This window comes from Bacteroides sp. 3_2_5, from assembly GCF_000159855.2.
In the GTDB taxonomy this organism is placed as follows: domain Bacteria; phylum Bacteroidota; class Bacteroidia; order Bacteroidales; family Bacteroidaceae; genus Bacteroides; species Bacteroides fragilis.
The window spans coordinates 3218907-3245347 of record NZ_JH636044.1 but is presented as its reverse complement, the minus strand read 5'-3'; the positions used below and the strand labels follow the sequence as shown (position 1 = coordinate 3245347).

The 26441-nt window shown below is 45.3% G+C and carries 20 protein-coding genes; 15 read left to right on the top strand and 5 right to left on the bottom strand.

Features of this window, described 5'->3' with window-relative positions; genetic code table 11:
* Positions 1 to 183 precede the first annotated feature (183 nt).
* The 3 genes from BSHG_RS04905 to BSHG_RS04915 all read left to right on the top strand — a co-directional run bounded on the left by BSHG_RS04905 (position 184) and on the right by BSHG_RS04915 (position 5194).
* Positions 184 to 1845 (top strand): glycosyltransferase, encoded by a 1662-nt coding sequence (locus BSHG_RS04905; protein ID WP_005793275.1) that lies wholly within the window; start codon positions 184 to 186, stop codon positions 1843 to 1845.
* Between the two features lie 33 nt (positions 1846 to 1878).
* The gene (locus BSHG_RS04910) at positions 1879 to 4443 is read left to right on the top strand and encodes a glycosyltransferase family 1 protein (RefSeq protein WP_005803825.1); all 2565 of its coding nucleotides are present in this window, start codon (positions 1879 to 1881) and stop codon (positions 4441 to 4443) included.
* Between the two features lie 100 nt (positions 4444 to 4543).
* A complete protein-coding gene (locus BSHG_RS04915) occupies positions 4544 to 5194 on the top strand; it encodes a hypothetical protein (protein WP_008660664.1) in 651 nt (216 codons plus the stop codon).
* Between the two features lie 141 nt (positions 5195 to 5335).
* Here the strand turns inward: BSHG_RS04915 and BSHG_RS04920 are convergent, their stop codons facing one another.
* Complete coding sequence (locus tag BSHG_RS04920) at positions 5336 to 6439, bottom strand: TlpA disulfide reductase family protein (RefSeq protein WP_005815367.1); 1104 nt, start codon at positions 6437 to 6439, stop codon at positions 5336 to 5338.
* Positions 6440 to 6576: 137 nt separating this feature from the next.
* Here BSHG_RS04920 and potA point away from each other — a divergent pair, with 137 nt between their 5' ends.
* The 7 genes from potA to BSHG_RS04955 all read left to right on the top strand — a co-directional run bounded on the left by potA (position 6577) and on the right by BSHG_RS04955 (position 13480).
* The gene (potA, locus tag BSHG_RS04925; RefSeq protein ID WP_008769055.1) at positions 6577 to 7962 is read left to right on the top strand and encodes a polyamine ABC transporter ATP-binding protein; all 1386 of its coding nucleotides are present in this window, start codon (positions 6577 to 6579) and stop codon (positions 7960 to 7962) included.
* 25 nt (positions 7963 to 7987) lie between these two features.
* Positions 7988 to 8776: an ABC transporter permease gene (locus tag BSHG_RS04930; protein ID WP_085938399.1), complete on the top strand. Its 789-nt coding sequence runs from the start codon at positions 7988 to 7990 to the stop codon at positions 8774 to 8776.
* Positions 8770 to 9558, top strand: a complete 789-nt coding sequence (locus BSHG_RS04935; protein ID WP_005788416.1) for an ABC transporter permease — start codon at positions 8770 to 8772, stop codon at positions 9556 to 9558. The genes BSHG_RS04930 and BSHG_RS04935 overlap by 7 nt, the downstream gene beginning before the upstream one ends.
* A 168-nt stretch (positions 9559 to 9726) precedes the next feature.
* Positions 9727 to 11061, top strand: a complete 1335-nt coding sequence (locus BSHG_RS04940; RefSeq protein WP_005788414.1) for an ABC transporter substrate-binding protein — start codon at positions 9727 to 9729, stop codon at positions 11059 to 11061.
* A 215-nt stretch (positions 11062 to 11276) separates the two neighbouring features.
* Positions 11277 to 11645 carry an RNA recognition motif domain-containing protein gene (locus BSHG_RS04945; protein ID WP_008660659.1) on the top strand — a complete coding sequence of 123 codons (369 nt, stop codon included), beginning with the start codon at positions 11277 to 11279 and terminating at the stop codon, positions 11643 to 11645.
* A 204-nt stretch (positions 11646 to 11849) separates the two neighbouring features.
* A complete protein-coding gene (locus BSHG_RS04950; RefSeq protein ID WP_005788411.1) occupies positions 11850 to 13085 on the top strand; it encodes a 6-bladed beta-propeller in 1236 nt (411 codons plus the stop codon).
* Positions 13085 to 13480 (top strand): DUF4891 domain-containing protein, encoded by a 396-nt coding sequence (locus BSHG_RS04955; RefSeq protein ID WP_005793288.1) that lies wholly within the window; start codon positions 13085 to 13087, stop codon positions 13478 to 13480. Before BSHG_RS04950 ends, BSHG_RS04955 begins: the two co-directional genes overlap by 1 nt.
* A gap of 114 nt (positions 13481 to 13594) precedes the next feature.
* Here BSHG_RS04955 and BSHG_RS04960 read toward each other — a convergent pair whose 3' ends face one another.
* The gene (locus tag BSHG_RS04960) at positions 13595 to 14140 is read right to left on the bottom strand and encodes a 30S ribosomal protein S16 (protein ID WP_005788406.1); all 546 of its coding nucleotides are present in this window, start codon (positions 14138 to 14140) and stop codon (positions 13595 to 13597) included.
* A 152-nt stretch (positions 14141 to 14292) separates the two neighbouring features.
* Complete coding sequence (locus BSHG_RS04965; RefSeq protein ID WP_005788404.1) at positions 14293 to 14655, bottom strand: DUF4469 domain-containing protein; 363 nt, start codon at positions 14653 to 14655, stop codon at positions 14293 to 14295.
* 314 nt (positions 14656 to 14969) lie between these two features.
* Between BSHG_RS04965 and BSHG_RS04970 the strand changes: the two genes are divergently transcribed.
* The gene (locus BSHG_RS04970; RefSeq protein ID WP_005788403.1) at positions 14970 to 16826 is read left to right on the top strand and encodes a transcriptional regulator; all 1857 of its coding nucleotides are present in this window, start codon (positions 14970 to 14972) and stop codon (positions 16824 to 16826) included.
* 12 nt (positions 16827 to 16838) lie between these two features.
* Here the strand turns inward: BSHG_RS04970 and BSHG_RS04975 are convergent, their stop codons facing one another.
* Positions 16839 to 18140 (bottom strand): Na+/H+ antiporter NhaC family protein, encoded by a 1302-nt coding sequence (locus BSHG_RS04975; RefSeq protein WP_005815375.1) that lies wholly within the window; start codon positions 18138 to 18140, stop codon positions 16839 to 16841.
* A 599-nt stretch (positions 18141 to 18739) separates the two neighbouring features.
* On the opposite strand from BSHG_RS04975, the gene BSHG_RS04980 reads away from it, so the two are divergent.
* The 4 genes from BSHG_RS04980 to BSHG_RS04995 are packed head-to-tail and all read left to right on the top strand — an operon-like array spanning position 18740 to position 22610.
* Positions 18740 to 20137: an RtcB family protein gene (locus tag BSHG_RS04980; RefSeq protein WP_008660654.1), complete on the top strand. Its 1398-nt coding sequence runs from the start codon at positions 18740 to 18742 to the stop codon at positions 20135 to 20137.
* Positions 20138 to 20141: 4 nt separating this feature from the next.
* Entirely contained in the window at positions 20142 to 20762 is a 621-nt protein-coding gene (gene prfH, locus BSHG_RS04985) for a peptide chain release factor H (RefSeq protein ID WP_005788396.1), read from the top strand.
* A 25-nt stretch (positions 20763 to 20787) separates the two neighbouring features.
* On the top strand, positions 20788 to 21501 hold the full coding sequence (locus BSHG_RS04990) for an RNA ligase family protein (protein WP_008660650.1): 714 nt from the start codon (positions 20788 to 20790) through the stop codon (positions 21499 to 21501).
* Positions 21498 to 22610: an AAA family ATPase gene (locus BSHG_RS04995; RefSeq protein WP_005788391.1), complete on the top strand. Its 1113-nt coding sequence runs from the start codon at positions 21498 to 21500 to the stop codon at positions 22608 to 22610. The genes BSHG_RS04990 and BSHG_RS04995 overlap by 4 nt, the downstream gene beginning before the upstream one ends.
* A 435-nt stretch (positions 22611 to 23045) precedes the next feature.
* Here the strand turns inward: BSHG_RS04995 and BSHG_RS05000 are convergent, their stop codons facing one another.
* Entirely contained in the window at positions 23046 to 26207 is a 3162-nt protein-coding gene (locus BSHG_RS05000; protein WP_008660645.1) for an ATP-binding protein, read from the bottom strand.
* Between the last annotated feature and the right edge of the window lie 234 nt (positions 26208 to 26441).

Here is a 26441-nt window from a genome sequence, read left to right as displayed (position 1 = left end):
AAGTGTTTTCTGAAAAGACTTAAGCGTTTTCCGAAAACACTTAAGTCTTTTTTTATGCTCTGAAATCTCGTTGTAAACGCTTGTTTGTGCTATTTTGCTTATATTTTTTGCATAAAGCATTATTTTTCAATAAATAATGCGTACTTTTGCACCTGCGTAATAAAAAGAGTTTTAAACATTTATATGGTAAAAGATTTATTAACCCCCGATTATATCTTCGAAGCCAGTTGGGAAGTGTGCAACAAGGTAGGAGGAATTTATACTGTTTTGTCTACAAGGGCAAATACGTTGCAAACTAACTTCCGTGACAAATTATTTTTTATAGGGCCGGATGTATGGCAAGGAAAGGACAATCCCTTGTTTATAGAATCTGACAATCTTTGTGCGGCATGGAAAGAACATGCCCTCAAGAAAGATGACCTTTCTGTCCGTGTCGGACGTTGGAATATTCCGGGTGAACCCATTGTTATTCTCGTTGACTTTCAGCCTTTTTTTGAGAAAAAGAATGAAATCTATACTGAAATGTGGAATCACTTTCAAGTCGATTCATTGCATGCTTACGGCGATTATGACGAAGCATCCATGTTTTCGTATGCTGCCGGAAAAGTGGTGGAAAGCTTCTATCGCTACAACCTGACCGAAAATGATAAGGTCATTTATCAGGCACATGAATGGATGACCGGCCTGGGAGCACTGTATCTGCAATTGGCTGTTCCCGAAATAGGAACCATCTTCACCACCCATGCCACTTCTATCGGCCGTAGCATTGCCGGAAACGATAAACCTTTATATGACTATCTGTTTGCTTATAACGGCGATCAGATGGCACAGGAGCTGAATATGCAGTCGAAGCACTCGATTGAAAAGCAGACTGCGCATCACGTTGACTGCTTTACGACGGTGAGCGAAATCACCAACAACGAGTGTAAGGAACTGCTTGATAAAGCCGCCGATGTAGTATTGATGAACGGTTTCGAGGACGATTTCGTTCCTCAGGGAAGCGCTTTCACCGGTAAGCGCAAACGTGCGCGTGCATTGATGTTGAATGTGGCCAATAAGCTTCTGGGTACCCATATGGACGATGACACATTAATTATCGGCACCAGTGGCCGTTACGAGTTTAAGAACAAAGGGATCGACGTGTTTCTGGAATCATTGAACCGTTTGAACCGGGACAAGGACCTGCAGAAGAACGTGCTGGCATTTGTCAATGTACCGGGTTGGGTGGGAGAGCCCCGCGAGGATTTGCAGACACGGCTGAAAAGCAAAGAAAAATTCGATACTCCGCTCGAAGTACCTTTCATTACCCATTGGCTGCATAACATGACCCACGACCAGGTTCTGGATATGCTCAAATATCTTGGTATGGGAAATCGTCCGGAAGATAAAGTGAAGGTGATTTTCGTTCCGTGCTATCTGGATGGAAAAGATGGAATCCTGAACAAAGAATATTATGATCTGATATTGGGAGAAGACTTGAGTGTCTATCCTTCTTATTACGAACCTTGGGGATACACTCCGCTTGAGAGTGTGGCATTCCGCGTACCTACTATTACAACAGACCTGGCAGGCTTCGGCCTTTGGGTGAACAGCCTGAAAAATCAGCATGGCATCGATAATGGGGTAGAGGTGTTACACCGTTCGGACTATAATTACTCAGAGGTAGCCGACGGTATCAAAGATACGATCGCACTGTTCTCGGGTAAAACAGATAATGAGGTGAAAGAGATCCGCAAACAAGCTGCGGCTGTGGCCGAACAGGCTCTATGGAAGCATTTCATCAAATATTATTACGAGGCTTATGACATCGCCTTGCGTAATGCCATGAAACGTCAACTAAACTAAGTATTTATTCATCAACAAGTAAACAATAACATTATGAAAATTAAAGTAAGTAATGTGAATACTCCGAATTGGAAGGAGGTAACTGTAAAGTCACGTGTTCCTGCGGAATTAGAGAAACTATCTGAACTGGCACGCAACATTTGGTGGGCGTGGAATTATGAAGCTACTGAACTCTTCAGAGACTTGGATCCGACTCTCTGGAAAGAAGCCGGTCAGAATCCTGTGCTTTTGCTTGAACGTATGAGTTACGAAAAACTGGAAGCTTTATCAAAAGATAAAGTAATCCTGAAACGCATGAACGACGTATATGCTAAATTTAGAGACTACATGGATGTGACGCCCGATAACAAACGTCCGTCAGTGGCTTACTTTAGCATGGAATATGGTTTGAATCATGTTCTTAAAATATATTCCGGTGGTCTGGGTGTATTGGCCGGTGACTATCTGAAAGAAGCTTCGGACAGTAATGTAGATCTGTGTGCAGTAGGTTTCCTGTATCGCTATGGTTACTTTACACAAACCCTGTCGATGGACGGACAGCAGATTGCCAATTACGAGGCACAGAACTTCGGACAACTCCCTATTGACCGCGTGACGGATGCAGACGGCAAACCGTTGGTAGTAGATGTGCCTTATATGGATTACTACGTACATGCAAATGTATGGAGAGTGAACGTAGGACGCGTTTCTTTGTATCTGCTCGATACAGACAATGAAATGAACAGCGAGTTTGACCGTCCTATCACTCACCAGCTGTACGGAGGTGACTGGGAAAACCGTTTGAAACAAGAGATCCTGCTGGGTATCGGCGGTATGCTGACACTGAAGGCATTGGGTATCAAAAAAGATATTTATCACTGTAACGAAGGACACGCCGCCCTGATCAATGTTCAGCGTATCTGCGATTATGTAGCTACCGGCCTGACTTTCAACCAGGCTATCGAGTTGGTTCGTGCATCTTCACTGTATACGGTTCACACTCCGGTGCCTGCCGGTCACGACTACTTTGACGAAGGCTTGTTCGGTAAATATATGGGCGGATATCCCGTTAAGATGGGTATCAGCTGGGACGACCTGATGGACCTTGGACGTAACAATCCGGGTGATAAGGGCGAACGTTTCTGTATGTCTGTATTTGCTTGCAACACTTCTCAGGAAGTGAACGGTGTAAGCTGGCTGCACGGAAAAGTTTCTCAGGAGATGTTCTCTTCTATCTGGAAGGGATACTTCCCCGAAGAGAGCCATGTGGGTTATGTAACCAATGGTGTACACTTCCCCACCTGGAGCGCTACCGAATGGAAACAGCTTTATGCTAAATACTTCAACGAAAACTTCCTGTACGATCAATCAAATCCGAAGATCTGGGAAGCTATCTATAATGTGCCCGATGAAGAGATCTGGAAGACTCGCGTGACGATGAAGAACAAGCTGGTGGATTATATCCGTAAGCAGTTCCGTGAAACGTGGTTGAAGAACCAGGGAGATCCTTCACGCATTGTATCGCTGTTGGACAAGATCAATCCGAATGCATTGCTGATCGGTTTCGGCCGCCGTTTTGCCACTTACAAACGTGCTCACTTGTTGTTCACCGATCTGGAACGCTTGTCTAAGATCGTTAACAATCCCGATTATCCGGTACAGTTCCTCTTCACAGGTAAGGCTCACCCGCACGATGGTGCAGGCCAGGGACTGATCAAGAGAATCGTTGAGATCTCTCAGCGTCCGGAATTCCTGGGTAAGATCATCTTCCTTGAAAACTACGATATGCAGTTGGCCCGTCGTCTGGTGACCGGAGTTGATATCTGGTTGAATACTCCGACTCGTCCGCTCGAAGCATCCGGTACATCGGGTGAGAAAGCGTTGATGAATGGTGTATTGAACTTCTCTGTACTCGACGGATGGTGGCTTGAAGGTTACCGCGAAGGTGCAGGTTGGGCATTGACCGAAAAACGTACTTATCAGAACCAGGAACATCAGGATCAGCTCGACGCAGCTACTATCTACAGTATCCTCGAAACAGAAATCCTGCCGCTGTATTATGCACGCAACAAGAAGGGATATTCTGAAGGCTGGATTAAGAGTGTGAAAAACTCGATCGCCCAGATCGCTCCTCACTATACCATGAAGCGTCAGCTCGACGATTACTACAGTAAGTTCTACTGCAAGGAAGCTAAACGTTTCAAAGAACTGTCTGCCAATGACAATGCAAAGGCAAAAGAGATAGCAGCCTGGAAAGAAGAAGTCGTTGCTAAGTGGGACTCTATTGAGATCGTTTCAAAAGAGAGGGAAGCAGACATTGCACAAGGCGATATCGAAAGCGGCAAAGAGTATACCATTACAGTTGTCGTTGACGAGAAAGGATTGAACGATGCAGTGGGACTGGAGTTGGTTACAACTTATACGACTCCGGAAGGCAAGCAGCATGTATATTCGGTAGAACCATTCAGTGTGATCAAGAAAGAAGGCGACCTGTATACATTCCAGGCTAAGCACAGCTTGTCGAATGCAGGAAGCTTTAAAGTGGCATACCGTATGTTCCCGAAAAATCAGGATCTGCCTCACCGTCAAGACTTCTGCTACGTACGTTGGTTCGTCTGATTGATGTAGAGTAAAGAGAGATTTACCAGATTTATTTTGAAGGGCTGTTTTGAAGTGTATACTGTCAAGACAGCCCTTTATTGCTTAAAGTCGATGTATTATGAGAAGGATTTTTATTTTTATTGCTTTTGCACTGTGCAGTTTGTGGCAATTGAGAGCTCAGGCTGATACGGCTTCGTTCCTGTTTGATAAGTATGAAGATGCTCAAGTGCTCCTGAGAACCGGAGGCGAATTGAAGTCTAAAATGAACTACAGTATAGTAGTCAATAAGTTTTATTTTATAGACCCTCAGGATAAGCAGGTGAAAGAGCTTGCCAATCCGGGAGATATTCTGCTGATCAAGATAGCGGGACGTACATTTTATCCCGAATCCAACGGAGCCGGTATAGAAATGTTGCCGACCAAACCGGTGGTTTACGTTCAGTATAAAGCTACCGCCCGTAAGGAAGCTCCCATGGGGGCTTATGGTACCCGTTCGGAAACAACGGCAGTTCAGAGCTATGGCACCATAACGAGCAACGGACAGTCTTACAAGCTGGAAGGTGAAAAAATTATTGTCAGCAATCGGCACCATGTCTATTGGGTGGAGAAGGATGATAAAATGAAGCAGTTCCGTAACTTTAAGCAACTTGCCAAAATCTACTCAAAACATCGTGCGGAGGTGGAGAAGTATATTGAAGATAATAAGGTGAATTTTGAAGATGTGGATCAGATTGTGAAGCTCTGTGCTTATGCCGATTCACTGAAATAAATCGAAAGCCCGTATCTGATTCATATTCACCACAGATTACACAGATTTACACAGATAAATAGGATGGGTTGTCAGTAGATTAAAGCTATTCTGTGTGAATCTGTGTAATCTGTGGTGAATTATGATATGGTATTCCGCTGATTACTTATTCAGCACTTCTTCCAGTTTGGTCTGAAGCTTTTCGCCGTGCAGGCCGCGTGCCAGGATCGTTCCGTCGGCGTCCACCAACATGGTGTGGGGGATACTGTTTACAGCATACAACTGTGCACCTTCATTTTGCCAGCCTTTCAGGTCGGACATCTGAGGCCATGTGATGTTCAGCTTCTTGATGGCATCTTTCCATTTATCGGCATCCTGATCCAGAGATACACCTACGATTTCGAAGTTTTTGCCTTTATATTTAGCATAAGCTTCTACAATGTTAGGCATTTCGCGGCGGCATGGGCCACACCAGCTTGCCCAGAAGTCAACCAATACCACTTTGCCTTTGCCTACATAGTCAGACAGTTTTACCGGTTTTCCGTCAGGTGTCAGCATTTCGAAGTCGATGAATTTCTGTCCGGCGGCAGTAGCTTTCTGCTTTTCAGTGATATCCTTGATTTTCACAATCGTTTCGTCATTCTGATAGTTGGCGGGAATTTGTTTCAGCAGAGCATCGTTATCCTCGGTAGAGTTTTCATAGAAGCTTTGTTTGAACAACATGATACCTACCGGATTGGTGATATTCTTCTGTACGCCTTCTTTGATAGCCTGGCTGTACGCCTCTTCCAGTTCTGAAAATTCTTTTTGTTTAGCCATCTTCTGGTCATCGGTCAATGTGCTGTCGCCCATAGCCTGATAGATAGCGGCTTGTTTCTGGTCGATTGCATTTATCTTGTTCCGTATCTCCTGATAAGCATCGTTGTTCGGAGTACCGGTTGCCGATTTATCGTCTTTAGACAGGTTTACCTTGATTTTACCGTTTTCGAGGAAGAAATCCACATAGACTCCGTCGCCGTCTTTAGAATAAGTGATGTAGCGGTTCACTACGGAATCCTGTGCGCCTTCGAATGTAAATGTTCCGTTAGCGATGATAGCTGTGTCCAGTTTGTTGAACTGTCTGTTCACACGTTCCTGGATAAATACAGTATCTCCGTCGGCAGCGCCTTCCACAGTACCTGTTATTACATAACCGGGTTTGTTGGTGTTACAAGATGCCACTCCGAGAGCAACTGCTGCAACAGCCAGATAAGTTAACTTTTTCATTGCTTTAGTATGTTTAGTGAATAAATATTTATGCAAAGATAGGTGTTTTTTTAATTCCGGATAGAATTTCTCTGTTATATTAGATTAACATGTATGTACGAATCGGATAAATGTGTACCTTTGCACCCCAAATTAGTATGAATATGCAAGAAAGCAAATCCATTATTGAGGTGAACGGTGTGTCTAAATTCTTCGGTGAGAAGACTGCCTTGGATCATGTGACCCTGAATGTAAAGAAAGGTGAGTTCGTCACCATTCTGGGGCCTTCGGGATGTGGCAAGACTACTTTGTTGCGCCTTATCGCCGGCTTCCAGACAGCTTCGGAAGGCGAGATAAAAATATCGGGGAAAGAAATCACACAAACTCCTCCACACAAACGTCCGGTAAACACGGTATTCCAGAAATACGCTCTGTTCCCGCATCTGAATGTATATGATAATATCGCTTTTGGGCTGAAACTGAAGAAAATGCCCAAGCAGACCATTGAGAAGAAGGTAAAAGCCGCTTTGAAGATGGTGGGGATGACCGATTACGAATATCGTGATGTAGATTCGCTGTCCGGCGGACAGCAGCAGCGTGTGGCCATTGCCCGTGCCATCGTCAACGAACCGGAAGTGTTGCTGCTTGACGAGCCTTTGGCAGCTCTCGACCTGAAAATGCGTAAAGACATGCAGATGGAGTTGAAGGAGATGCACAAATCTCTGGGGATCACTTTTGTGTATGTCACTCACGATCAGGAAGAAGCACTGACGCTAAGCGATACGATTGTAGTCATGAGCGAGGGACGCATCCAGCAGATTGGTACTCCGATCGATATATATAACGAGCCTATCAATTCGTTTGTAGCCGATTTCATCGGAGAAAGTAATATCCTGAACGGAGTGATGATCCACGACAAACTGGTACGTTTCTGTAATACCGAATTCGAGTGTGTAGACGAAGGTTTTGGCGAGAACATGCCCGTGGACGTAGTGATCCGTCCGGAAGACCTTTACATCTTTCCGGTTTCGGAAGCGGCGCAACTGACCGGTGTGGTGCAATCGTCTGTCTTTAAAGGCGTACATTACGAAATGACGGTTCTCTGCAATGGCTATGAATTTCTGGTACAAGACTATCATCATTTTGAAGTCGGGGCTCTCGTCGGGTTGCTGGTGAAACCGTTCGATATTCATATTATGAAGAAAGAGCGTGTGTGCAATACTTTTGAAGGCAAGCTGATCGACGAAACCCATGTGGAGTTTTTGGGATGCAACTTCGAGTGTGCTCCTGTCACGGGGATCGAAGCAGGCAGCGAGGTGAAGGTGGAAGTCGGTTTCGACAACGTGATTCTTCAGGACAACGAAGAAGACGGTGCACTGACCGGAGAGGTGAAGTTTATCCTTTATAAGGGTGACCATTATCATCTGACTGTGCTTTCGGATTGGGACGAGAATGTGTTTGTAGATACGAACGACGTATGGGACGATGGCGACCGTGTAGGTATCACCATCCCCCCGGACGGTATCAGAGTAATTAAGAACTAATAAAATAAGAGTTAAGAGTGAAAAGATTATCGGTCTTTTTTCATCACGTAAGAGTTGGACACTCCCTTACATTATCTTTTCGGCGATCTTCGTCGTTATTCCGCTACTCCTTATCGTGGTTTATGCTTTCACCGATGACAGCGGACATCTGACTTTGGAAAACTTTGCGAAGTTTTTTCAGCACCACGAAGCTATCAATACCTTTGTCTATTCCATCGGTATTGCCATTATTACTACCATTGTCTGTATCCTGCTGGGCTATCCGGCAGCATGGATACTGAGCAACGCAAAACTGAACCGGTCGAAAACAATGGTCGTACTGTTTATTCTTCCCATGTGGGTCAACATTCTGGTACGTACGTTGGCTACGGTAGCCTTGTTCGACTTCTTCAGTGTTCCGCTCGGTGAGGGTGCCCTGATATTCGGTATGGTCTATAACTTCATACCATTTATGATTTACCCCATCTACAACACTTTGCAAAAGATGGATCACAGTTATATTGAGGCTGCGCAGGATCTGGGTGCCAATCCCGTTCAGGTCTTTTTTAAGGCCGTGCTTCCGCTTTCCATGCCGGGGGTGATGAGTGGCATCATGATGGTTTTCATGCCTACTATCTCAACCTTTGCCATTGCCGAGTTGTTGACGATGAACAATATCAAACTGTTTGGTACCACAATCCAGGAGAATATCAATAACAGTATGTGGAACTATGGCGCGGCCCTGTCGCTGATTATGTTGCTGCTGATTGCCGCGACCTCTCTGTTCAGCACCGACGACAAAGATAATACGAACGAAGGAGGTGGGCTATGGTAAAGAAGATTTTCGCTCAGACCTATTTGTGGATTCTGCTTTTGCTGCTCTATTCGCCTATCGTGATTATAATGATCTACTCTTTTACCGAGGCAAAAGTGCTGGGCAACTGGACCGGATTCTCCACAAAACTGTATTCGTCACTGTTCACTACCGGCACTCACCATTCGCTGATGAATGCGCTGATCAATACCGTGACCATTGCTTTGATTGCAGCTACGGCTTCCACCCTGCTGGGGAGTATCACTGCTATCGGCATCTTCAACCTGAAGGCACGTTCGCGGAAGGCCATCAGCTTTGTGAACAGCATTCCTATCCTGAATGGGGATATTATTACCGGTATTTCACTGTTTCTGTTGTTTGTGTCGCTGGGGATATCGCAGGGATATACGACCGTTGTACTGGCACACATCACTTTCTGTACTCCTTATGTGGTACTCAGCGTGTTGCCCCGTCTCAAGCAGATGAATCCTAATATTTACGAAGCCGCCCTCGATCTGGGAGCGACTCCGATGCAGGCACTCCGCAAAGTGATTGTTCCGGAGATTCGTCCGGGAATGATTAGCGGTTTCATGCTTGCGCTGACACTTTCTATCGATGATTTTGCAGTAACGGTATTTACGATCGGTAACGAAGGTCTTGAGACACTTTCCACCTATATCTATGCCGATGCCCGCAAAGGAGGGCTGACTCCGGAACTGCGTCCGCTTTCGACCATTATTTTCGTGGTGGTGCTGGCCTTGCTGATTGTCATTAACCGGCGTGCCGGAAAAGAGAAAAAGTGATACCTGACGTTGGTCGGCCTCGCCGTTTAAAGCGAGAGACCGCCGGTTTAAACCCCAACTGTCATTGCTTTTAAAGATAGTGTCCGTTGGTTTGAAACCCACGTCCTTTGGGTTTTAAACCAAAATAGAAGAGAATTTACGAGAATCAAGAAATAGTATAAAGTGTTAATGAATAAGCTGTTAATAACTCTTTGCCTTGCAGCGTCGTTTATGCTTTCCGGTTGTTACAATTCCGGTGAGCCCCGCGAAAAGGTATTGAAAATTTATAACTGGGCCGATTACATCGGCGACGGAGTGCTGGAAGATTTCCAGGCATATTATAAGGAGCAGACAGGCGAGGATATTCGTATTGTCTATCAAACTTTCGATATCAACGAAATCATGTTGACCAAGATCGAAAAAGGGCACGAAGATTTTGATGTGGTATGCCCTTCGGAATACATCATCGAGCGGATGTTGAAGAAAGACTTGCTGTTGCCCATCGACACCGTTTTTCCCCATTCGCCCGACTACATGAATGACGTGTCTCCTTATATCCGGGAACAGATCGATAAGTTGAGTCAACCCGGACGCGTTGCCAGTCATTATGCCGTGTGTTACATGTGGGGAACGGCTGGGATACTGTATAACAAGGCTTTTGTTCCCGATGCGGATGCCGAAAGTTGGAGTTGCCTTTGGGATCGGAAATATGCCGGCAAGATATTGATGAAAGACAGTTACCGCGATGCGTACGGGACGGCCATCATTTACGCACATGCCCGTGATCTGGCCGGAGGCAAGGTGACAGTAGAGGATCTGATGAACGACTATTCTCCCCGTGCAATGGAGATTGCCGAAAAATACCTCAAGGCGATGAAACCCAATATAGCCGGTTGGGAGGCAGACTTCGGTAAAGAGATGATGACCAAAAATAAAGCATGGCTCAATATGACCTGGAGCGGAGATGCCAAATGGGCCATCGAAGAAGCGGATGCGGTAGGAGTGGACCTGGACTATGTAGTGCCTCGGGAAGGAAGCAACATCTGGTATGACGGCTGGGTGATTCCTAAGTATGCCGGTAATCCGGAAGCTGCCAGCTATTTCATCAACTTTATGTGCCGTCCCGACATTGCTTTGCGGAATATGGAAGCGAGCGGTTATGTGAGTGCTGTGGCTTCGCCTGAAATCATGGAGGCGAAGACAGACACCACCCTGACTTATTATTCGGATTTGAGCTATTTCTTCGGACCGGGAGCAGACAGCCTGCAGATTGACAAGATACAGTACCCGGACCGTAAGGTGGTAGAACGTTGTGCCATGATTCGTGATTTCGGCGATAAGACGAAAGATGTTCTTGAAATCTGGTCGCGCATTAAGGGAGACAATCTGGGAGTGGGCATTACGATCCTGATCTTCGTAGTAGTAGGTTTGATGAGCGGCTGGATGATTTATAAACGGATACAGCGCTATAAACACAAGAAGATGCAGAGGCGCCGGAGCCGTAGGCGGAAGAAACAGAGGTGAGACTAAAGCATCGTCAAAATCTCAATTTTAATAAAAAAAATAAAAGAAAATGATGATTTTGTTTCTCAGTCTGTTGTAAATGTCTATATTTACCGCGTATTAAAGATTTCTGATAGGATGTGTTTTATTTCCAAGGTACTTGTAGAGTAATTTATCTCCTTATTAAGACTTCTCTAAGATAACAAATTTTATTAATTGTATTAATTATTTTTTCAATGAACATTTTTATTGCAGGTATCAGCTATAATCTTAGCAATGCTGATTTAGGAGAATTATTCGAAGAGTTTGGAGAAGTTATTTCAGCCAAAATCGTTATGGACAGAGAAACTGGCCGTTCTAAAGGATTCGGTTTTGTAGAAATGCCTAATGACGAAGAGGGAAATGCTGCCATCGCAGCACTGCACGAAAAAGAAATAGACGGAAAGACACTTGCCGTATCAGTTGCACGTCCGAGAGAAGAAGGCCCGCGTCGTAACAGCAATTACGGTGGTGGTAATCGTGGCGGCTATGGTAACAACCGTGGTGGTGGTTACGGTGGTGGTAATCGTGGCGGCGGCTATGGCGGCGGTCGTGACAGATATTAATCGAACAAGATTACCTGTTTGTCAAAACAGACTTATAGAGGAGATGCCCGGGATTTGTTCCGGGCATCTTTTTTTATGATTTTTGTCGCTACTCCCTTTCCGTGTATATAGATAAATTCTGAAACGAATCAAAAAAAACTACGGAGTATTCGTAGATTATTCGTTTTTATTTTTATCTTTGCATGATATAGAAATGGAGAGTTTATGAAGAATATCAGGCAATTTCATCTCCTAAGTTCAATTCTGGGGGGAGTATTTTTATTTTCTTCCTGTTCGGTCGTTCCCAAGGCCGAAGAGAAAAATCTTTCGGAGCAATGGCCGGTGGTCGCTTCCTATCAATGGGCCGGTCAAGACTCGGTTGTGGTATGTGACCTCAGCTTGCTGAAAGATACGGTTGACTTACCGTTCAGTTTCTTTTTGAAAGACTTTCAAATCATCAAGCTCGATAACCGTGATGAAGCGATGGTCGGAGAAAACAATCTGTGTGTTTCCGAAAATTACATCCTTGTCTACGGTTCTGTTTATGAACTCCATCCCTGCCGGTTATTTACTAAAAAAGGAGAGTTTGTTACCAATATAGGTGCTATCGGGCAAGGGCCGGGAGAGTATCGTGCCGTATACAAAGCGGAGATTGACGAAAAACATAATTGTATCTATCTGATGCCTTTCGATAACAGCAATGCCATCTATGTCTATGATCTGGCTGGGAAACCGTTGCGTTCCATTCCGTTACATCAGTCGGTCTCCAAGGCTGTATTCAAGGTCGATGCCGATAAACGTGAACTTACGGTGGGGGCACTTCCCTTTACCGGATACCCTTTTGTGGCATGGGTACAGGATTTTGAAGGACATCTGCTCGATTCGGTTCCTGCTGCCAGGCATCTGTCTGTTCTTCCCGATTATAGCAATGAGGTGATGTACGGTGCCAATACGGAAGTATTCGATCTTTATATCAGCACCTTCTTTGAACTGCGTCCCGATACGCTTTATCATTATATCCGTTCGGAAAGCAGGCTGAAGCCCCGCTTCACACTCAACATTGGAGACAGGAAACGTTCGATAACCACATTCTATGAGTTGCCTCAGGCCTATGTAGGCAGATTGATGGTAGAGGAACAAGTGGGTGATGGAATGTGGGAGACGAAATCACCTTCGAACTTTATAGTGGATAAGGCATCGTTGCGCGGAACTTTTTTCCGGGTGATCAATGACTTTGCGGGAGGGATGCCGGATCGGTTGTGGACCCCTTGGTCACTCCGTAACAAACAATATATAAGGCTGGTGGAACCGGGAGTGCTGAAAGCGGAAATAGAGTCTTATCTCTCCTCGACAGATGGTAGGAAGGGGAAGAATAGGAAAAAGTTACAGGAATTGTGTGAGTCGATCGGTGAGGAAGATAATAGTTATGTGATATACGCTAAACAGAAAGGAGTTCAGTAATGAAAAAAGTATTTGGAATATTATTGTTGGTTTTATTCGTTTGCACTTCGTGTGGCGATAAAAGTGAACCTTCATTTAAAGTGTACGATGAATACTCTAAGGAGAAGAAGGTAGAGAAAAAGAATAATATCGGGAAGGCAACCTATATCTTTTGGATAAACAAAACGGAAGCCAAAAAATTGCGCGGGTTGACTTTCAATATAAAATGTAAAGTGACGATCAACGAGGATGGTAGTATAAAGATTCTCGGGTATGAAAAAGAACAGCCCTATACGGTAACGAAAAGTTTAAAAAAATACTTGAAAACTTTCAGGGTAGACAAGGAGGCTTTGGCAGATGGAAGAGTTAAGGTCGGCGATCAGGTGGTCTTTCTGCGTTATGTCGTGCTGAAGTAGAGCGTTCTCTGTGGGCCATTCCGTAGCCGGGATGATCCAATAAAAAATCCTCCCCGGCGGACCGGAGAGGATTTTATTGTTTTAATCCTATTTACGAATGATAGATACTGCCGATTATTCAGCAGCAGCTTCAGTTGCAGCTTCTTCTGCCGGAGCAGCTTCTTCTGCGGGAGCTTCAGCAGCAGCCTTAGCAGCTTCTTCAGCAGCTTTCTTTTCAGCCAATGCTTTTGCTTTTACTTCGTTTACTTTCTTTTCAGCTTCCAGACGTGCTTTTGCTTCAGCTTTCTTAGCTTCCTCTTCTTTAGCTTTCAGAGCAGACAGACCTGACTGTTTGTTGTTCTTCCAAGCTTCGAATTTAGCTTCAGCTTCAGCTTCACCAAATGCGCCTTTAGCTACACCGCCGAGGAGGTGTTTCTTCATGTAAACGCCTTCACGTGAAAGGATGTTGCGAACTGTGTCTGAAGGTTGTGCACCTACCAGCACCCAGTGCAAGGCACGTTCGAAATTCAAATCTACTGTAGCAGGATTGGTGTTAGGGTTGTAAGTACCAATCTTCTCTGTAAATTTACCATCACGTGGTGCTCTGCTGTCTGCAATAACGATAGAGTAGAAAGCGTAGCTTTTACGTCCATGTCTTTGCAATCTAATTCTTGTTGCCATTTTAAATAAATGTTTTTTTAATGAATGATTTGAATTAATGCTACTAACTCGTAATAGCGGGTGCAAAGATAAGGGTTTTGTTTTGATTGACAAAGACTTCCGGTTCTTTTTTATAATTATCGGGATGTTCGGAGCTTTTTCACTCTGTCCGATTATTCTTCTCTGATTAATTTTAGCATGTACACCAAAGTCTGTTCTTGGGTCAGAAGCCGTTTATCCTTACCTGCGAAACGAGTCTTGATGGTTAGCGTATATTCTCCGGTGGGCAGTGAATCCGGTATCTTGAATTTGAGGATATGCGGTTCGTTCATTTCGAACGGTGGGTCGATGCAGATAACTTCTCCATTTTGGTGGGAGAGTTGGATTGCTTCACAGACAGGTTTGTTTCCGTTCTCTATTTTAATATTACATCCGGTAACTAAAACCATTCCACCCGGAGTGATTTTTCCGTCTATTTGTCCTGTTGTCAGATCGGTTACCAGACCGATATGCGGAGTTGCTTTTTCTTTAATCATTGTTTTGCTTGTAGTTTTTAAGGGGCTTGATTATGGGGGCAAAAGTACACATAAAGAGAGTTGTCCGGTAGAAAAGACGATAGATGGTTTAATAGATTATTGGTTTAAAACACGTTATTTGAGGCTATATACGGACTTTCCCGCTTTGAGGTTGGTTCTCTTCTCGCACAAATAGCATATATTTGCTGTCATTCATTTATTGTACTTCTTATATGCGATATTGTATTTTGATATTTGGGTTTATTCTACTCTTTTTTTTGCCTGTCGGATGTAAACAATCATCCACAGTGACACCACTTTCTTTTAAAGAGTGGATGACCCATCATCCCGGGGAGTGTATCGAACATTATATGGGGCTGCACGATTCGCTTTTCGAAGCGGGACGTTATGATATGCTCACGGACATTTACAGCGGGATGTTTCTCTATATGCCTTCCGATCCGGATGGTAATCCGGATACACTTCGCAGACAATTATTGCGTATCATGCCGTTGTACAATCAAGTTTTATCAAAAACAGGAGCTTATGAAGCTGCCGTACAGTTGCTCGACAGTATTCGTCTTTCCGGACACCCGTTTCTGACGGGATATTGTGCTTATCCTCTTTGGGCTTTCGAAGCGCAGAACAGTTTGATGACGGATGATAATAGACGCACAGAGGCATTGGCCGATTCTTTTGCCGTGCTATTGCCACCGGACGATCAGTCGGTCGTCATGCTGTGTTGCCACATGGTTTCGTGGGCTTACCACTTCAGCAGTGCTCGCCCGAATGTAGCGTGCCGGATGCAGGAACGGGCTGTAGAGGCTTATCGGCGGGGTGGGGAAACCCAAGATGTGGGAGCCATATTGGCACGGTTGGGATACTATTACAGGCGCGAAGGGCGATATGTAAAAGCTGTTGATCTGTCCCTCGCAGCTGTTGAATGGTATGATAAACATCCCGGTATTGCTACGGATGGCATGATACGAGCCTATGCCGATCTTGCTGCCTTATATTCTACCCTCGCCCTCACCGAGAAAGCTTTGGAGATCAATGCGAGAGTGATTCGGATGGCTGCCCGTGAAGACAGCATGGCGCTGTGCGGGGCCTATCGTGTGCGTTCTTCTTTTTTTATGGATCTGGAACAGGTTGATTCGGCTGCTTTTTATCTGGGTAAAGAGAGAGAAGTGGCGCAACGGATGGGAGAGAGAAGTTTAAAGACGTGGCGCAGAGACCGGGCTAAATATTGGTTACAGATGTGTCCCGACTCCAATGCGGCGGCACTGCGTGATATGGAAGCTATTTTTGCCGACAGTGCCGGTGTACGTCCTGCCACCCATTCAGGCACCCGATACTGGCTGGGATTGGCTCTGGTAAGAGACGGACAGGAAGAGCGTGGTCTTGCCATGATGGAACAGGCGCATCGTGAATTTGCCTATATGGACTGGGATGAAATGGAAGCCTTTGCGGCAAAAGGACTTTTGGGAATCTATGCTTCACGCCATTTGGGTTCGAGGATGTTGGAGTTTTATCCCCGATATGCCGCTTTGCAAGATTCGCTGAATGAAAAAGACAAGTTGCGCTATACCGCTGCGGCCAATGTGCGTTACGATACCGGACGAAAAGAGCAGGAATACCGTGCATTGATGGCTGAGGTCGAATTGAAGGAGCGTACGTTGACCTACATTGGAATTGTGGTTGTATTGCTTTTCATGTTGTTGGGACTGGTAGTGGTATATATGTTACAACGCCGCCGCCATTACCGGCGTGAAGCACATCTCCATAGAGAACGGCTTTCCCGTCTGATTTCCATCCATCAGGAACTGAACGGGCGCTACGAATCTCTCAATAACGAATTAGAGAAGGTGGCACATGCGGACGTGATTGATAATGTGCGCCAGAAACTGAACCCGATGCTGCTGAGTGGGGATGACGAGATACGGTTCCGTCAGTCGTTCGCAGCACTTTATCCCCACTATTTACCTGTTTTGCGTTGTCAATGTCCCGAGTTGACCCGTAATGACGAATTGCTTTGTATGTTGATCCGGTTGAATCAGAGCACTGATGAAATAGCTCTCGCTCTGGGGATTTCGCGTGCCAGCGTGAATTCCGGCCGTAGCCGGATACGCAAGAAACTGGGATTGGGCAAAGATGAATCTCTTGAAGCCTATTTGCAAAATATCAAAAAGTAGGTTGGGCTTTATTCAGGAATACTTTCTCGGATACCGGAATAGGATGGCCAATAGTGCGCAAATACCCATTGTAAACGGATAATACAGATTCCCGATGATGCTGAGCGGGGAAATCTGTGCCAGTCCGGCAGCAATCAGCATTTGTGCTCCATAAGGGATGATGCCTTGTATCAGGCACGAGAATGTGTCGAGGATACTTGCCGTTTTTCTCCGGTCCAATTGAAATTTTTTTGCAATATCTTTGGCAATCGGTCCGGTAGTGATGATGGCAATCGTATTATTAGCCGTACAAAGATTGGCGATGCTTACCAAAGCGGCAATACTGAGTTCCGCTCCCCGCTTTCCGTTTACGTGGCGGGTCAATTTGCGGATAATGAAATCTATTCCTCCATTGTAACGGATCGTCTCAAGCATTCCGCCTGCCAGTAAGGTAATAATAATCAGTTCGCCCATTCCGGTGATCCCCGTCCCCATAGCACCAAACCAGTCGAAGAATCCGAGGCTGCCTGTAGCAATACCGATAACACCGCTGGTAAAGATACCTATTATCAAAACCAGCATAACATTCATTCCGGCTATGGCCGTTCCCAATACGATAAGGTAGGGGATCACTTTGACCCATTCAATCTCCTGCACCAGTGGCGGGGCAGAGACTGAAAGCCCCTGAAAGATATAGATACCCAATACGACCAGTGCGGCAGGTACCACAATCATGGAGTTGACCCGAAACTTATCGCGCATGACGCATCCTTGAGTCTTGGTCGAAGCAATGGTTGTATCGGAGATAAACGATAGATTGTCACCGAAAAAGGAGCCGCCCACTACCACTGCTACCATGAAGGGCAGATCGATTCCGGTTTTCTCTGCCAACCCGATAGCGACAGGAGTCAGAGCCACGATAGTGCCTACACTGGTACCGATGGATAGCGAAATGAAGCAAGAGGCCAGAAAGATGCCTGCCAATAAAAGATTATCCGGCAAAATATGGAGTGTCAGGTTTACCGTAGCGTCAATGGCTCCCATTTGCTTGGCACTTTGTGCAAAGGCTCCTGCCAGGATGAATATCCACACCATCAGCATGATGTTTTTATTGGAAGCTCCTACTGAAAATTGATAGACCCGTTGTTCCAGATTCAGTCCCCGCGTGATGGCAATGGCGTAGCATGATGAAATCAGGAAGGCTACCGTTATAGGTACTTTGTAGAAATCGTTCACCAGGATAGAAGTGACCAAATAGAGACACAAGAATACAAATAAAGGGCTGAGTGCCCACCATCCGGAAGTGCTTTTATGTATCTTTTCTTCGTTTATCATTGAATAGTTCTTAAAATTTTGAGGTGCAAAGATAGTGAATGATAGGGAGAAAAACGGTAATTTTGCATCGACAATATAAAGATTAACGCTAACCGCTTCATGCATTTAAAAATAAATCTCCGGAGGCGGACGCTGTGAGGCGGGAACCTTTGGCGCGAGTTAGCAATAGGAGCGGTGCGAAGTGATTCGTGCCGTTTTTCTATAAATATCACTACTGTGCCTGAAAAAAAATGTCTTTTCGTTTTGTGAAAATCAAAAGAACCATTACTTTTGCCGCCGATAAACAGAGTATTCACCCTTTAAATATGGAAAGGGTTTTTTAATTATGTCAGAGAAATAATATCTTCAGTATCGGAACTAAGTTGCCCCATCGGGAGGATGGGTCTTTATAACTATATCTTTTAGTATGCGTCGCAATTCTGCTGCTGGCGATGCAAGTTGATTAGTTCCACAATCACATTTAATTTATTTATTATTCACCTCAATGCTGTGAAGAGGAGTGGTTATATCCTTTTCTAAAGTATTGGTATCTCGCATATTGTCCTTTGTCTGTCCAATGGCAGGCAACCGGTGCCTTGTATGCGAATGGAAACAACAGTATGGGAATACGTTTAAAAGATTTAAGTAAACTGGGATATAGAGATAATGTAGCTCGTAGTCTGGCTGTTGCTCTCGTTGGCAAATATTGTAAACACGAAACAAAAGAGCAGATATTAGCCGCCTTGGGCGATATTCTCAAGAATCCCGAGGTATATAAAAACAGTGAGATATGGAGTAAACTGGCCGAACATCTTTCTCCTGTATTTATCGAAAAAAGATTGACGCCGTATGATTTACTTGATGAGCCCTTGGGTTATAAAACATATGGAAGCAAGTACATTGAAACATTAGCCAAACAGCAGATGAATCTCGCCATGCGGCTGCCGATTACTCTTGCCGGAGCATTGATGCCCGATGCACATGCCGGTTACGGGTTACCGATAGGGGGAGTATTGGCTACAGATCATGCGGTTATCCCGTATGCTGTGGGGGTTGATATCGGTTGTCGGATGAATCTCACCCTGTTTGATGCCGGGGAGGATTTTCTGAAACGCTATTCGCACCATATTAAAGAAGCGCTGAAGGAGTTTACTCATTTTGGCATGGATGGCGGATTGTCTTTTGCACAAGAGCATGAGGTGCTTGACAGAGAAGAGTTCCGAATGACCGAATTGTTGAGAGGACTTCATGGCAAGGCGGTACGGCAATTAGGTAGCTCCGGTGGTGGAAATCATTTTGTGGAATTTGGTAAGATGAGCTTACAGGCCGGTAATGTCTTGGGCGTTCCGGAAGGAAACTACGTGGCTTTGCTGTCCCATTCCGGTTCGCGTGGTTTGGGTGCTGCCATTGCCAAACACTATAGTCTGCTGGCACGCGACCTCTGCCGCCTGCCTCGCGAGGCTCAGCACTTTGCCTGGCTGGGGTTGGATACGGAAGAAGGACAGGAATACTGGCTTAGTATGAATTTAGCGGGTGATTATGCTCGTGCCTGCCATGAGCGGATTCATCTGAATTTGTCAAAAGCTTTGGGGCTGAAACCTTTGGCCAATGTGAACAATCACCACAATTTTGCATGGAAAGAGGAAATCGCTCCCGGACAGACAGCCATTGTGCATCGTAAAGGAGCAACACCTGCACAGAAAGGCCAACCGGGACTGATCCCCGGAAGTATGGCAACGCCCGGTTATTTGGTATGTGGTAAAGGGATAAGTGAGGCCCTTTGTTCTGCCTCGCATGGAGCGGGACGAGCTATGTCCCGCCAAAAGGCAAAAGACAACTTTACCCGGTCGGCATTGAGAAAGTATCTTTCTCAGGCCGGAGTCACGCTGATTGGTGGCAGTGTCGAAGAAATGCCGTTGGCTTACAAGGATATTGACCGGGTGATGAAGACCCAGGAGGAACTGGTTGAAGTCCAAGGTACCTTCATGCCCTGCATCGTACGAATGAATAAAGAATAGGATAATGGAAAAGACGTATTTACAAATCACTTCAGGGCGTGGTCCTGTAGAGTGTTGCCGTGTAGTGGCTTTAGTACTCGAAAAAATATTGAGAGAAGCACAGAAACGGAAATTGAGAGTAGAAATCCTGGAAAAAGAGACTGGTCCTGTCAATCGCACTTTGTTGTCGGTAGTCGTTGCACTCGAAGGTGCAGGTTGCGATGTATTGGCTGACGAATGGGAAGGGACTGTGCTGTGGATTGCCCGTAGCCCGTATCGGATTCATCACAGGCGGAAGAACTGGTTTGTCGGTGTGCAGACTTTCCTCCTGTCCGAAAGTCGTGAGGCTACCGAAGATGATATCCGGTATGAAACCTTACGGGCGTCCGGACCCGGAGGGCAACATGTCAACAAGACAGAATCTGCCGTAAGAGCTGTTCATATCCCCAGCGGAATCAGTGTAGTGGCATCCGACCAGCGTTCGCAATGGCAGAATAAAAAACTGGCTACTGAACGATTGTTGGTCAAGCTGACCGCTTGGAACATAGAGCAAGCGATGATTCAGGCACAGACCAATTGGAGCAATCACAACAGCCTTCAAAGGGGAAACCCGGTGAAGATCATTCAGGAAGAACTCCGGTTTTAAGTATTAACGATTAAAAGAAAAAACTATGTTATCAGAAAAATATGGTCGTACCTATCACTATCCGTTCTCTCCCGGGACGACGAGTGACGACCGGATCAATCATACATATTGGGAAGATATCCGGCAGATAAGCACCTTGGTGCATACCGAAAAGCTGGATGGAGAGAATAATTGTTTGAGCAGATATGGAGTCTTTGCCCGTTCGCATGTCGCACCTACCACTTCGCCATGGACAAGCCAGTTGCGTCAACGCTGGGAGTTGCTGAAAAACGATCTGGGAGATATTGAACTGTTCGGTGAAAATCTGTATGCCGTTCATTCCATTGAGTATAAGCGGCTGGAAACACATTTTTATGTATTTGCTGTCCGTTGCCTGGACAAATGGCTGTCATGGGATGAAGTGAAATTTTATGCTGCACTGTTCGATTTGCCAACCGTGCCTGAATTGTGCACGGAGTGCGTGGACGGATTAACAGTAGCATCTTTGGAACAGCATGTTGTCTGTTTGGCGCAGGAGCCGAGTGTCTTCGGCTCCTGTGATGCACAGACCGGTCTGGACTGTACCCGGGAAGGAGTGGTTACCCGGAATATCGGTGAATATGCTACTGCCGATTTTGCTCACAATGTGTTTAAGTATGTCCGTAAAGGTCATGTACAAACAGGGGAGCATTGGACACGTCATTGGAAACGTGCCCGTCTGGTATGGGAGTTGAAACAAGAGAAAGGAGGTAATCGATGATTTGGAAATTGAGCGAACGGAAAGACTGGAACTCGTTGGAACAACAGTTTGGGTGGGTACGGGATATGAACCAAGTTCCTCAGCATACGGTGCATCATGCCGAAGGAAGTGTGGCTGTACATACTCGCATGGTGCTCGAAGCATTGCTGCGACAACCTGCCTATCTGATGCTTCCGGAACAGGAACGGGAAATACTTTGGGCAGCCGCTTTACTTCACGATGTGGAAAAACGTTCGACTTCAGTCGATGAGGGTAATGGACAGGTTACCTCTAAGAACCATGCTAAACGTGGGGAGACTACTGTCCGTACTCTTCTTTATAGAGATATACCTGCTCCTTTCAATATACGCGAGCATATAGCTTCACTGGTACGCCATCATGGTCTGCCTATTTGGTTGATGGAACGCGAAGATCCTTTAAAGCGTGCTTGTGAGGCTTCGCTGAGGCTGGACACCTCGTTGCTGAAACAATTGACTGTTGCCGATATTTGCGGACGTATCAGTACAGACAAAGAAGTGTTGCTGGAGGCTACCGAATTTTTTGAGATGTTCTGTCGGGAGCAGCAATGTTGGGGAAAGGCACGGGAATTTGCCAATGGCACAGCCCGTTTTCACTACTTTCATACACCCCGATCCTATATCGATTATGTTCCCCACGATGATTTTAAATGTGAGGTAACATTGCTTGTAGGTCTGCCCGGTATGGGAAAAGACTATTATATCGAATCTCGATGTGCCGATATGCCGGTTGTCAGTTTGGATGCCATCCGGTGTAAACATAAGTTTAGTCCCACTGACAAAGCGGCCAATGGCTGGGTGGCACAAACTGCTAAAGAACAGGCCCGGATCTATCTTCGAAAGGGACAGGACTTCATTTGGAATGCTACCAACGTGAGCCGTCAAAGGCGTACTCAGTTGATCGACTTGTTCATTACGTATGGGGCACGGGTTAAAATTGTCTATATAGAGAAACCTTATTCAGTCTGGCGGCGACAGAACAGTACACGCGAATATGAAGTTCCGGAAACGGTTCTGGATAAGATGTTAGGTAGGTTGGAAGTTCCTCAGTTGACAGAAGCCCACGAGGTGGTTTATGTCGTAGAGGAATAATGGAAAATTTGTATCTCGACCGGATATGGTTCACCGCAGATTACCCGGGTTTGCACAGAAACTTCGATAAATAGCTGGATATTTACTTTTAATCTGTGTGATTCGGTGTAATCTGTGGAACTTTTGGATATATACATACCGGTTATTTTCGATCATTACCTATATTCTGTTTGTAATATTGCAACGGTACTTTTCCGGTAAATCGTTTGAAGCTTTTGATAAAATGAGTCAGGTCGCAATATCCGTGTTCGATGCACTTCAATCTCTACAATCTCTTGTATATCCGACATGAATGCCATCCTCAGGTTTTCGTCATTGTATATCGATCGCCTCGCCCCCTTGTGGTATAAGTTGATCGCAAACAGATTGAGGAGGTTTGCATCAAGGTGAATATGGAGTGAAACTGTCATAATGGGGCGGTATATCGCGCTGTTGTCATAACAAAATGATCCGTTTTTGCATAATCTCCGTGATTTGTGCTTTTAATTGCCGTGCATTGATCGGTTTGGGCATATATCCGTCGAATCCGTTTTCCATCACCCGTTGCTCGTCCGAAGTGTAGGCAAAGGCCGTAACTGCTATGATAGGAACTTTGGCTGAGTATTTACGGATTTCCTGCGTGGCTTCGTATCCGTCCATAACCGGCATATTGATATCCATCAAAATAATCTGTGGATTTTCTCTTTTGAATCTTTCGACGGCTTCGCGTCCGTCCCAGGCATGAATCAGATGATAGTCGTGCCCGAGGATCGATTCGAAGAGGCGGTAGTTGCTTTCATTGTCTTCAGCGATTAGGATAGTCAGTTTGTCTTTTTCTACTGAGATGGGCTGAATCTCGGTTTTTTGCATTGTTCCGGCGGAAGTGCTTGCCGCTTTATAAGGGAGGGAGAACCAGAACGTGGAACCTTTGCCTTGTTCCGAATCTACACCGATATGTCCGCCCATGTGCTCGACGAGGGTACGGCAGATGGAGAGTCCCAGGCCTGTTCCCTGTGCGAAACTGTTCAGTTTGACAAAACGTCCGAAGATGCTTTCCTGTTTGTCCTTAGGGATGCCACATCCGGTATCGGTGACATAGAAATAGAGTTCTTTGCCACGGTGTTCGTAACCGAAGCGGATACTTCCCCGGGAAGTGAACTTGATGGCATTGGTCACCAAATTGATGATCAGTTGTGAGAGCCGGTTCTTTTCGGTACACACCGGGCACACAGGGAGGCCGGGAACAAATTCCAGTTGTACGTCGTCCGACTTTAATTTCAGTTTTAGGGTGCTTTCCAGTTTTTTAAGCTCGGTGTTGAGTTCGATGTCGGAGTACTGGAACTCGAGTGTACCGGCTTCTATTTTCGACAGATCGAGGATGTCACTGATGAGTTGTAACAATAATGCATTGTTGTTTTCAATGATGCTGACGTATTCTTGTTTCTCCTCTTCTTCCTCGGTGGATGCCAGTATTCCCGAAAATCCGACGATGGCATTGAGCGGAGTACGGATTTCGTGACTCATGTTGGCAAGAAAGGCAGATTTAAGACGATTGGATTCTTCGGCCCGGTCTTTGGCCGAAGTCAGTTCCATTTCCATCTTTTTACGTCCGGTGATTACCTGTGAAGAACCGACCAGTGTCACCGGAATTCCGTTTTCGTCGCGGGTTTCCACTGCAGCTTGGGCTTCTACCCACTCTATTTTGTGAGTGTGATTCCGGATGTTGATCACCCGATACTCTTCTTTTACTTTTTCCAAGCGCCCTTCTATCAGGTCTTTATAAGCTTGTTCCACTCGTATGCGGTCCTCCTTATATATTTTCGAGAAGTATTGTGAGTCGGGTACAGCCAACTGTTCTTCGCTTACGTTATTACCTTGTGCACTGAGTTCAATGGGCTTATTGATGTCGCAAAGAATGGTTTTGCTGAGTAAGTCCCATTTCCAGGGAATGATGTCGGCTACTTCCAGCGCCATAGATAGTTTATGGTTTGTGGCGTTCAACTTCTGCTGTGCACGATGAAGTTCAGTGCTGTCTACGCAGAAGATGTCGATGACATTCTCCTGATGTGCACCTTTTAATACGATGTCGTAGAATCTGTCTATCTTTTTGAAGTAATAAGGGAATGTGATGGCACGGTTCTCCTTCAGGGAGATCTGGATGAAGTGTAGAAATTCAGGTAGAGATTCAGGAAACAGTTCACTGGCCCGCTTACCGACGACATCCTCTCTACGGAAAAAATGTTTTTCGAAATGGGGATTTACGTTCAGGTAGATCAAGTCGTCGGCTACACCTTGTTCGTTTACGATTAGTTTCTCCTGCATGTAGAGCAAAGGCATGTTATCGATCAGATTTTTATAATTAGCCATAGCCTCGATTTCTTTCAACTGGATCTGTCTGAGATGCGTGAGCGTACGGATACGATAGAGGAAAAACCAGACGAGCAGGGCGATGCAAACGGTTGTTCCCGGCAGGAAATATTTATATTTGTCCCAAAAGGTGATAGGTTTGTTCAGAAAACGGGTGTGAGCGGGCCACTCGTCGGGAGACAAACCTTTGCGGACCAATACCTGATAGTTGATGAGTGGTGTACCGTCTGTGGGCAGATAATGTGGAAGATCCCGTGGAGATTTCCCGCTGAGGATTTCCGAAAACATGTTGGACAGCTTTTCATTGAAGTGATTCTGGTCGTAGGTGTAACCACCCACCATTCCACTCTCTTTGTCATTCAGTTCAATCATATTGAGAGCGAATATTGGAGGGGATACGGTGGAAACGATTTCAGGCAGGATCATTGTCAACATCATGTTGCCGGCAAACTGCCGTTTGTGGAACCAGCTGGAAAACAGAATACCCGTGGTCCGGGGATCGACAAAGTTGAGTGAATCAATCAGTTGGTTGGTTTTCTTTATGTCACGGGAAGACAGGAAGGTATAGTGTACATCCGGATGTTTGGTCCGTAGAATTTCTTGAATCTCCTGACTGTTGACTTGGTTGACAAAGCGTTCGTCGCCCACGTAGATGAATCTTTTCATCCGGGGGAGTGTACGGAACATCATTTCTACATTCTCGTGGATATAGAGATTGGCATAGAGGTAGGTGAGATTGCAGGATTGGGACAATTCTGCCAATGGTACACGTTCGGAAAGAGGAATGGGTTGTTTCGTCAGATAATAGTGCTCAGGCCCGGTATAGTCTTTCCCGGCACAGAGAACCATTGGAATGTCACCCCACATTTTTCTAAGATCATCTTTCAATATGAGAGAAGAGTTGCCTAATAACAGCAGCATACGTGGGCGGTGGGAACCGTATCTGTCGAAAAGACTGTCTTTGAATTGGTCCAGAATGCTGTCATTATCTATCATTATCATGTTCATATGTTCGGTGTATACAGCCAGTTTGGGGTCGTCTTTTACGAAGTTGGTTGCTGTTGAGATCAAGCGGTTACTCCAAGGGAATGATTCGGTATATGTATTAATGATTAAGATGTAGTCTTTGATATCCATCGTGTCTTTTTGTGCAGATACGGGGCATACGGACAACTGGTAGAGAATAAGAGATAGCCATAACTTCAACAAAAATGATTTGTCGAAGGATTTGATGTTTGTGAAGAGGGTCATATCTTTGATGAAAAAGTATTTATGTTTGTTTGATCGTGTACAAAAGTATTAATAATAAATGGATTGTACCTCTTGTTTAGACTAAATTTAAAGTTTATCCGGTAAAATCTGTGGTGAGTTATGACATACCCTCTTTGATTATTTTTATGAATCAAATAATATCTTTGCGTCCTCTGCAAGTACATCGACTGTGAATTGATTAAATAAAACAATAGTTCTCTTTCGTAAGTTTAT